This is a genomic window from Rugamonas sp. (assembly GCF_025354735.1).
In the GTDB taxonomy this organism is placed as follows: domain Bacteria; phylum Pseudomonadota; class Gammaproteobacteria; order Burkholderiales; family Burkholderiaceae_D; genus Rugamonas.
The window spans coordinates 1-4,270 of sequence record NZ_JANXMI010000176.1 but is presented as its reverse complement, the minus strand read 5'-3'; the positions used below and the strand labels follow the sequence as shown (position 1 = coordinate 4,270).

General features: G+C 64.9%; 6 protein-coding genes. 2 read left to right on the top strand and 4 right to left on the bottom strand.

The window, feature by feature from the left end; all coding sequences use genetic code 11:
* Nucleotides 1–1,090: energy-dependent translational throttle protein EttA (gene ettA, locus Q0S71_RS14265; protein ID WP_295996761.1), on the top strand; the 1,090-nt coding region annotated here is incomplete at its 5' end.
* Nucleotides 1,091–1,201: 111 nt separating this feature from the next.
* On the opposite strand, the gene Q0S71_RS14260 is transcribed toward ettA, so the two are convergent.
* Entirely contained in the window at nt 1,202–1,798 is a 597-nt protein-coding gene (locus Q0S71_RS14260) for an outer membrane beta-barrel protein (protein ID WP_295996758.1), read from the bottom strand.
* A 245-nt stretch (nt 1,799–2,043) separates the two neighbouring features.
* Nucleotides 2,044–2,640, bottom strand: a complete 597-nt coding sequence (locus Q0S71_RS14255; RefSeq protein ID WP_295996757.1) for an alpha-ketoglutarate-dependent dioxygenase AlkB — start codon at nt 2,638–2,640, stop codon at nt 2,044–2,046.
* 48 nt (nt 2,641–2,688) lie between these two features.
* On the opposite strand from Q0S71_RS14255, the gene Q0S71_RS14250 reads away from it, so the two are divergent.
* A complete protein-coding gene (locus Q0S71_RS14250; RefSeq protein WP_295996753.1) occupies nt 2,689–3,276 on the top strand; it encodes a molybdopterin-dependent oxidoreductase in 588 nt (195 codons plus the stop codon).
* Nucleotides 3,277–3,289: 13 nt separating this feature from the next.
* On the opposite strand, the gene Q0S71_RS14245 is transcribed toward Q0S71_RS14250, so the two are convergent.
* Both Q0S71_RS14245 and Q0S71_RS14240 read right to left on the bottom strand, forming a co-directional pair.
* The gene (locus Q0S71_RS14245; RefSeq protein WP_295996751.1) at nt 3,290–3,652 is read right to left on the bottom strand and encodes a hypothetical protein; all 363 of its coding nucleotides are present in this window, start codon (nt 3,650–3,652) and stop codon (nt 3,290–3,292) included.
* 170 nt (nt 3,653–3,822) lie between these two features.
* Nucleotides 3,823–4,270, bottom strand: a 448-nt coding sequence (locus Q0S71_RS14240) for a DUF2520 domain-containing protein (RefSeq protein WP_295996749.1), incomplete at its 5' end; no start/stop codon positions are given.

The window sequence follows — 4,270 nt, the reverse complement described above, 5'->3', positions numbered from 1 at the left end:
GGACGCGGAAAGCGTGGACTGGCTGGAGCAGTTTCTGCAGAAATTTCCGGGAACCGTGATTGCGGTGACCCACGATCGCTATTTTCTCGACAACGCCGCGGAGTGGATCCTGGAACTGGATCGCGGCTACGGCATTCCGTGGAAGGGCAATTACTCGTCGTGGCTGGAGCAGAAATCGACCCGCTTGAAGCAGGAAGAGTCGAGCGAGTCGGCGCGCCAGAAAGCGCTGGCCAAGGAACTGGAATGGTCGCGCCAGAATCCGAAGGCGCGCCAGGCCAAGTCCAAGGCCCGCCTGGCCCGGTTCAACGAACTGAGCGAGTACGAATACCAGAAGCGCAACGAAACCCAGGAGATTTTCATCCCCGTGGCCGAGCGCCTGGGCAATGAAGTGATCGAGTTCAAGAACGTGTCCAAGGCCTTCGGCGACCGTTTGCTGATCGACGACCTGTCGTTCACGGTGCCGGCCGGCGCCATCGTCGGCATCATCGGCCCCAACGGCGCCGGCAAGTCGACGCTGTTCAAGATGATCGCCGGCATGGACCAGCCCGACAGCGGCGAAGTCGTCATCGGCCAGACCGCCCGCATCTCGCTGGTCGACCAGAGCCGCGATTCGCTGAGCGACGCCAAGACCGTGTTCGAGGACGTCTCCGGCGGCGCCGACATGCTCAACGTGGGCCGCTTCGACATGCCGTCGCGCGCCTACCTGGGCCGTTTCAACTTCAAGGGTTCCGACCAGCAAAAGATCGTCGGCAACCTGTCGGGCGGCGAACGCGGCCGTCTGCACCTGGCCAAGACCCTGCTCAAGGGCGGCAACGTGTTGCTGCTCGATGAACCGTCGAACGATCTGGACGTGGAAACCCTGCGCGCGCTGGAAGACGCGCTGCTCGAGTTCGCCGGTTCCGTGATGGTGATCTCGCACGATCGCTGGTTCCTGGACCGCATCGCCACCCACATCCTGGCCTTCGAGGGCAATTCGCAAGTGACCTTCTTCGACGGTAACTATCAGGAATACGAAGCCGACAAGAAGAAGCGCCTCGGCGAAGAAGGCGCCAAGCCGAAACGCATCCGCTACAAGCCGCTGACGGTGTAAGGTTTCCGCCTTGTAAAAAGCAAAAAGCACGGTAACGCTACCGTGCTTTTTTTATGGGCCGGGGCGGTCGCAAGGACTTCGTAAGTCGCGGCCGGCCCCGATGATGGAGGCTTAGAAGTTGTAGCGCACGCCGGCCGTGACTGCGCCGGTTTTGCGGCCCAGGTCGATGTCGGTCTTGCCGTAGTTTTCATATTCCAGCGACAGCGAGACGTTCTTGTTGAGCGCGTACTCGCCGCCCACCGAGGCGTACAGGGCGGTCTTGCTGCCGCTGCCGCCGAGGCCGGCCGCATCGCCGACGGCGTCGACGCTGTTGTGGTTGCGCGCCGCGCCCAGCTTGCCGAACACGGCGAACTGGTCGTTGATCGGCAGCGTGCCCTTGCCGGCCACATACAGCGAGTGGGCGTCGGTGTGGATGCTGCCGGGCGCGCCGGTGGCGCCGTTGCTGTAGTTGTAGCCTTTGCTGCCGAAGTCGGTGTAACCGCCCTCGACGGCCCAGGTCTTGTCGATGTTGTAGCCGGCGAAGACCTTGCCGGTGGCCTTGTTGCCGTTGTCGTCGTCGCCGCTGACGGCGCCGGGGACTTTGATGTCGTAATGGCTGCCGACGACGCCGGCGCCGACGTAGGCGGTGCCGGCGTCGGCGGCGTGGGCGGAGGAGATACCGGTCAATGCGGTAGCGCTAGCAATCATGGCGAACAGAATTTTTTTCATGGTCTAGATCTTTCAGCAAAAAGTTTAAGGACTTGCCTGGGATCGCAGTTCGTTGAAATGCGATGGAGCCAAGATAGCACCCGCCCCGATTGACGTCGCACCGGATTTGGTAAAAAGTGTGTCTAGATGTAAGTGCACTATTTCACAAATAACAAGCACGGCAATACCGCCGAAAGAGCGAACTTGACAACAATTTATAAGAGGATGGGCCATCCGGAGGGGCGGGCGGCGCGCCGGCCGCCGCTTCAATCGATGTGGCGGAAGGTCAGGTTGACGCGCGGGCCGCGCGGCGTGCTTTCCTTGTTGATGCCGTGGCGCCAGTGGCTTTGCAGGGCGCCGGCCATCAGCAGCAGGCTGCCGTCGCCCAGCGCCAGCTTGACCGTCTTCGGCAGGCGCCGGTGCTTGAGGATGAAGGTGCGGGTGGCGCCGAAGCTGACGGAGGCGATGGCCGGCTCCGGCCCCAGCTCCTTTTCATCGTCGGCGTGGAAACCCATGCTGTCGCGTTCGTCGCGGTAGTAGTTGAGCAGCACGCTGTTGTAGCGCCGCCCCGTGGCCAGCTCGACGGCGCGCTTGATATCCAGTTGCAACGCCGTGAACGGCAGCGGTTCCAGCGTCATGCCGGAATAGCGGTAGCGCGCCTCGCCGTGCCAGGCCGTCAGGCGCGGCTGAGCGTGGCGCCGGCCGTACAGCGTGATGCTGTCGGCGCGCCAGGCGGTGTCGGCGATCAGGCGGGCGAGGATGGCGGCGTTCGACCACGGCAGCGCCAGCTGTTCCAGGAAAGCCAGGCGGCCATCCTCGATGGGGATGGCGGTTAATTCCGTGTTTGCAACAAATAAGTCCATGCGCAGTATCATATGCCATCCACCCGACACCCACACACGGAGCACCCCATGCAAAAACGCCAGTTCCTGAGGGCCGCCGCGCTGGCCGGCGCCGCTCTGCCGCTGCCGGCGACGGCGCACGCCGCGCCGAACGGCGTCGCCGGCCCGGCGCTGCTGACCGTCAGCGGCGCGATCGGCAAGCCCAACCGCGGCCCCTTCGATCCCGTGCTGGACCAGATGATGCACAAGCAAAAGCTCAGCTTCGACAAGGCGCACGCCTTCGATTTCGCCGCGCTGCTGGCGCTGCCGGCGCAAACCATCAAGCCGACGCTGGAATACGACGGCAAGGCGCATACGCTGCGCGGTCCGGCGCTGCTCGATGTGGTGAGGGCGGCCGGCGCGCCGCTGGGCGACGACGTCAGGCTGGTGCTGCGGGCGGTCGACGGCTATGCGGCCACGGTCACGGTGGCGCAGGCGCGGGCGCAGCGCTACATCGTCGCCACGCATATCGACGGCGCGGCCATGGCGCTGGGCGGACTGGGACCGCTATGGGCGATGTACGACGCCGACCGGGTGCCGGAGATGGCGGCCAGGCCGCTGGCGCAGCGCTACGGCAGCTGCCCCTGGGCCCTGTATCACATCGCCGTCGAGGCTTGAGCTCCGCTGGGGCTCAGGCGTAGGCTTCGGCCAGCGTCATCACGCGCGGCGTGATCGTCACGCCGATGCCGCTGAACAGGCTGTGGATGGCGGCCAGGTTGGTTTCGCATTCCTCGGTTTTCCAGCCCTTGAACAGGTCGGTGCCGTCCTTCTGGAAATGCAGGTCCAGCACCTTGCCCCGGTCCTTGTGGGTGTAGCCGGAGCTGTAGGTGTTGCTGAAGCCGAGCGCGGCCAGCGCGGCCAGCACATCGGTCGGCTGGTGGTCGGGGTCGGTGGCCAGGAACACGCCGTAGGTCTTGCCCGGCGGCTTGGCGGCAATGTCGACTTCATAGATACCGGGTGCCTTGGTAACGGTTGTACTTTTCAGAAATAACATGGTTCACCTCTCTACTTGGGCTGGCAACCCAGCAATGCTCGCGTTGTTTTTCTGAGTATTCTTGAGAAAACATTCCAACGAACAAGCTTATTGCTAATCGCGGCGTTTGTCGACAATTCCCACTATTTATTTGCGTATCCGTACCAATAAAACGGCGCGGCCGCCGGCCGTCACGGCCGCTTGCGCGCCGCCAGCGCGGCCGTCGGCGCCACCAGGGCCCGGTACAACGCGCCGGTCGCGCCATCCCACTGGTCCACGGCCTGCTGCTGGCGCGCCACGGTCGCCATGTCGCCGCGCGCGACCGGGCCGCTCAGGGCCGTGGCGGCGCCGAGCCGGAACACGTTGGCCATCGCCTCGCTGGCCAAGGGCTGCGCCATTTCGCGCGCCAGCGCTTCGGGGATGCCGGCCGCCTGGTAGGCGCGCAAGGCGGCGTCGAGCACCGTCACCAGGTAGTTGCTGGCGAAGACGGCGGCCGCGTGGTACACGGTCTTGGCCGCCGAGTCGATGGCGACCGGGCGCGCGCCTATCGCCCGCAGCGCCGGCATCAGCACCGCCAGCGCGGCGGCGTCGCCTTCGACGCCGCAAAAAGTGCCGTCGAACCGCGCCGCCACCGCCGCC

Bases quoted from the DNA above. Each gene is read 5' to 3' on its own strand.
- Q0S71_RS14260 (WP_295996758.1), bottom strand. From the start codon at position 1,798: ATGAAAAAAATTCTGTTCGCCATGATTGCTAGCGCTACCGCATTGACC.
- Q0S71_RS14255 (WP_295996757.1), bottom strand. From the start codon at position 2,640: ATGGACTTATTTGTTGCAAACACGGAATTAACCGCCATCCCCATCGAG.
- Q0S71_RS14245 (WP_295996751.1), bottom strand. From the start codon at position 3,652: ATGTTATTTCTGAAAAGTACAACCGTTACCAAGGCACCCGGTATCTAT.
- Q0S71_RS14250 (WP_295996753.1), top strand. From the start codon at position 2,689: ATGCAAAAACGCCAGTTCCTGAGGGCCGCCGCGCTGGCCGGCGCCGCT.